Raw genomic sequence first — 4,826 nt, 5'->3', positions numbered from 1 at the left:
GGCGGCCGCCGCGGCGGCCGCGACCAGGCCGAGCCCGAGGCCGAGCGGGCGGCGCCCCCGCAGCCACCCGTTCCAGCGTCGGGCCTTTCGCGCCGGCGGCCGGTCGGCCGTCCGCGCCAGCTCCAGCAGGCGCTCCCGACCCGCGGCGGTCACCTGCCGCGATGGGCCGCCCTCGTCCAGCAGGGCGGCGACCAGCGTCGTCTCGTCCCGCATGTCATCCATGGAAGTGCTCCTCCGCGTGTGTGGGATCGGTCCCGCCCAGTGCCTCCCGCACCTTTCGTCGAGCCCGGTTCATCCGCGATCCGACGGTTCCCGGAGGGATCTCCAGCGCCTGTGCGACCTCCTCGTAGCGCAGCCCGCCGATGGCGACGAGGAGCAGCACGTCCCGGTCGCCCTCGGACAGCTCGGCGAGGGCCCCGGCCAGTTGCGGCCGGACGCCCTCGGCGGCCACCCGCGCGGCGACCCGGGACTCGTGCCCGTCGGCGCGCCACTCCGGCGCCATGCGGGCCAGCGCGGCGTAACGGCGGCGCTCGTCGCGCCGGTGCCGGCCGACCAGGTTGGTGGCCATCCCGTACAGCCAGGGGCGCACCGCCCCGCGCGCCGGGTCGAAGCGGTCGCGCTTGCGGAACGCGGCGCAGAACGTCTCGGCGGCGATGTCGTCGGCGACGTCCCTGCCGAGGCGGGCCGCCACGTAGCGGTAGATCTCCGGGAAGTACCGGTCGTAGATCACGGCGAATCGATCGGGCTCATGCCGGGACTGCTCGATCACCGCGGCGTCGTCGGTGGCGACGTCCGGTGGAGCGGTCATCCGTGGCTCCATTCCATATCCGGCCTTTCGAGGCGAACGGCGGTCACTCGGTACTCACCCGCATCAGGAGTTCTTCTTCACGACCGCCGCTCGCACGCCCACCGGCGCAGACCGAAGGTTTGCGTCGGTCGCTTTCTGACGTGAGAAGGCCGCCGTGCGCGGTGGCGCGCGGCGGCCTTCTGCGAGCGAACGCGGATCAGCGGACGTTGTACGCCCTGATGATCCGCTGGTCGATGGCGCTGCCGCCCGCGTCCTCGGCGGCGACGCGTATCGAGACCGCCTGGCCGGCGGCGGCCTTGGGCAGCGTCGCGGAGAACTTCCCGCCGCCCAAGGCCGTCACCTCGGCCCGACGCCAGGTCGCGCCGTCGTCCAGCGACGTCCACAGGCGCAGCCCGGTGACCTTCGCCGTGCCGCTTCCGGCCACCCGCGCGACCTGGAACGTGGCGGGGCCGCCCGTCGGCTGGTTGCGCAGGTCGAGGCCGAGGTCGTAGTCGACGGTCAGCAGCGGGACGGGCACGCCGGAGTGGCCCGCGGGCGCGGCGGAACGGAACCTCCACGTGGTGGACGTCCGCGTCGACACGGGAGTGAACGTCGAGGCGTCGGTGTCGTAGCGGATCTCGTACGTCGCCGACCGCGCGGGCACGTCGAACCGGCCGGCCCGCGCCTCGACCTCACCGATCTTCCGGCCGTCCGCGGTGACGGTGAGGCGGCGGGTCAGCGGGTCGTTGCCGTTCTCGTCCCAGTAGCCGCAGTCGAAGCCGTCCGGGCGCGTCTGCAGGTCGACGAAGGCGACGTTCAGCACACCGCGGGTGCGGGTCACCGGCTGAGGGAGGCATTCGCTCAGTGAGACGGCGTTGACGGAGACGGGCCCGGGGCGCAGGGGCTGGCGGCCCCACGTCTGCGTCGTGCGGCTGCCCGGCTCGCGCCGTTGAAGCGGAATCTGCTCGCCCCACCCGTTCAGCGCCTCGAAGAACGCCTCGTCCAACCACTCGACGCCGCGCCCGGCGGAGAGGTAGTCGGTGCGCGTCGTCCCGGGGGTCACCCTGCCGTCCGCCTCGAAGCCGAGGAAGCCCTCGGGGGTCACGCCGTAGCGCTTCTCGCTCATCGGCGTCTCGGTGTCCCCGTCGAACGCGGCGAACCGCTGGTCGACGCGGGCCATGCGCGCGCGGGACTCGGGCGTCACTATGTGCACGGGGTCGTCGGGCACCCGGTCGCCCATGGGTTCCTGCAGGTCGTAGACCTCCCCCGGCGCCGTCAGCCGGTAGATGCCGTAGGGGCGGAACTCACCGGTCTGCGCGGTGCCGGTGGGCTGAACGTAGACCTTCTCCTTTTGCGGCTGCCACGTGTAGACCACCTCGCCCCACATGTCCTGGTGGTTGCTGCGCACCTGCAGGGACGCGGCCATCTTGGTCTCGGTCGTACGGTCGGAGACCTTGGCTCCTATCTCTTTGGCGCCTGCCCCGTCCAGGACGACGGTCGTGTCGCGGTCGACCACGACTTCGGGGGTGCCCGCGAGAGCGGAACGAGGGGCTTCCGGGTTGTCGTCGGAGACCACGCCCATGACGCTGTAGCGGCCTGCGGGCACTCTGAGCCGCACCGTGCCGTCCTCACCCGTCGACGGGTAATCGTTGAACAGCGCGACGTCGTCCAGGTTGACCACGCTCGCGCCGGCGCTCATGTTCCCGTCCTGGGTGCCGGGCAGAGGCGTCGCCTTGACCGTCAGTTCGTGGCTGGGCGGCTCCACGTGGAACGTGACCGGTGTGCGGATGGTCGCGCCATCGGTCTTGGCGGTCACCTCGGCCGTGTAGAGCCCCGGCTTGCCGCCCAGCTTCGCCGCGTCCACCCGAAGGGTCGCGGACGCTTCCCCGCCCGCCGGGACGTCCACTTGGGCGGACGACAGCGACGCGGCGCCGTCCGCGGTGTTCCCCCGACGGTCGGTCACCCGCACGTCCAGGTCGAGCCGTACCGTGCTCGCCGAACGCGACGCCCAGCGCAGTTCGGTCTTGAGCGGGGCGTGCCCCGGGTAGGCGGAGGCGCCCAGGTGCGGCGCCGCCTGGAGCGAGACGACGGGTCCCGTGGTGGCGGCGGCGACGTCGAGACGCCCGGCGCCGCGTTCGAACGCGTCCCCGTCAACGGGTGCGGCGGAGCCGACCAGGGCGGACTTCAGCTGGGCGGGCGTCCACCCCGGGTGCTTCTGCAGCAGCAGTGCGGCCGCGCCCGCGACATGGGGCGTCGCCATGGACGTCCCGGACGCGGAGGTGTAATGCGTGTCCAGGGCGTCGCCCATCGACGTGCCCGCGGCCCGCGCGGCGACGATGTCGACGCCGGGGGCGACGATCTCCGGCTTGGCCGCGTACCGTCCGGTGCGCGGGCCGCGGCTGGAGAATTCGGCGAGGCGGTCTCGGCCATCCACGGCGCCCACCGTGAGCGCGGCGTCGGCGGAGCCCGGCGTTTCGATCAAGGAAATCCCGCCGGAGTTCCCGGCGGCCGCGACGAACAGGGCGCCGTACCGGTCGGTGAGCCGGTCCACCGCCTGCGCCAGGGGGTCCGTGCCGTCGGTGGGGTCGCCGCCGAGGCTCATCGTGACGACCTTGGCGCGCGGGGCGGCCCACTCCATTCCCGCGATGACGGACGACTCGGTGCCGAAGCCGTCGTCGCCGAGCACCTTGCCGACCAGCAGGCGCGCGTCCGGGGCGACGCCCCGCCGCTCCCCGTCCGAGGCGGCGCCGCTGCCCGCGACGATGGAGGCGACGTGCGTGCCGTGCCCGAGCCGGTCGACCGTGTCGGCGGCCTCGGAGAAGTTCGCGGTCTCGGCGACGCGGTCCTTGAGGTCGGGGTGGTCCGGATCCACTCCCGTGTCCAGGACGGCGACCGTGACGCCGCGCCCGGTGATCCCCGCCTGCCACGCGGCGGGCGCCCCGATCTGGCTCAGGTTGCGGTCGAGAGTCGCGGCCGACGCGGCCCGCGCGGCACCCGACGCGAGGGCGGGCGCAAGCGGGGCGGAACTCGCGCGGACCTTGCGGTCGAGCCAGATGCGGCGGATGTCGTTCGCCGCCTTGGCCCGGGTGCGGGGGGCCAGGGACGCGGCGAGACGCTCCGCGTCCTTCTTGGGCTGGCGGGCCGCGACCGCGCCGATGCTCGGCAGGGCGCGGGTCTCCCGGAGCGTCCCGCCGAGCGCCTTGCGCGGCCGCACGCCGCCCTCCCGCTGCACGATGAGCGGCAGCTCGCGGGTATGCGCGTCGTCGTACCCCTGCTGGATCAGCGTGGTGACGTCGAACAGGTCGGGGTCGAGGACGCGGCCGACCAGCGGGGCCACGTCCGCCGGGATCACCACCACGTGCCCGTCCGGACGGTACGAGGTGCGGAACGTCCGGTTGGCCCTGCCCTCGCCGGGCGTGGTCGTGACCATCGGCGGGCGGCCCTTGAGCGTGCGCACCCGGACGACGTCGCCGGTCAGGAGCGTCACCGTCCACGAGCGGCCCGGGGGCAGCGCCCCCGCGGCCGCCCCGCCCGTTGCGCCCGGTGGCTTCGCCGCGTCCGCCGCACCCGGGGGCGCGGCGACCACACCGGCGACGACGGCCGCGCCGAGCAGCGCGCGGCCGATGCGTCTGCCTCCCATGGGGCTCCTCTCTGAAGTCGTCCTCTCCCTTGATCACCCGAACCGGCGCACGCGCTTCACGGAGCTCTCAGGGGAAGATCCGGCTTCCTGCGGGCCGTCAGGAGGGGGCCGCTCGTCCTTCGGGCGGAGGCGCGCCTCGTCCCGGGTGGGGATTTCGGGTCCGAAGGGCCGATGGCGGGAACGGGAATAGGAGGCTCACACGTCCTGTTGATGTGAGCGTCAGCAAAGTTGAGTCGATCCGGCTCAAGTGATTTGACAATGATCTCCGCCGGGGGCACCCTGGCGGGACAGAGACGCGAACCCGGCCGCCGCCGCGTACTCAGGGGGGACGCGACCGGGGGCAGAGCAGTAGACGACGGAGGACGAAGAGACATGGGACGTGCGGTCGGTATCGACCTC

The 4,826-nt window shown here is 73.5% G+C and carries 3 protein-coding genes; all 3 read right to left on the bottom strand.

The genetic code is table 11. From position 1 onward, the window contains the following. On the bottom strand, positions 1 to 222 hold a 222-nt coding region (locus AR3_RS28585; protein ID WP_157406820.1), incomplete at its 3' end, for a hypothetical protein. Beyond that, positions 215 to 808 (bottom strand): RNA polymerase sigma factor, encoded by a 594-nt coding sequence (locus AR3_RS28580; protein WP_067918693.1) that lies wholly within the window; start codon positions 806 to 808, stop codon positions 215 to 217. The genes AR3_RS28580 and AR3_RS28585, both read right to left, overlap by 8 nt. Before the next feature lie 196 nt (positions 809 to 1,004). After that, positions 1,005 to 4,427, bottom strand: coding sequence for a S8 family peptidase (locus AR3_RS28575; protein ID WP_067918686.1), 3,423 nt, complete (start codon positions 4,425 to 4,427; stop codon positions 1,005 to 1,007). Positions 4,428 to 4,826: the final 399 nt, after the last annotated feature.

This window comes from Actinomadura rubrobrunea NBRC 15275, from assembly GCF_001552235.1.
GTDB lineage: Bacteria > Actinomycetota > Actinomycetes > Streptosporangiales > Streptosporangiaceae > Spirillospora > Spirillospora viridilutea.
This window is presented reverse-complemented; position numbering and strand designations above follow the sequence as displayed.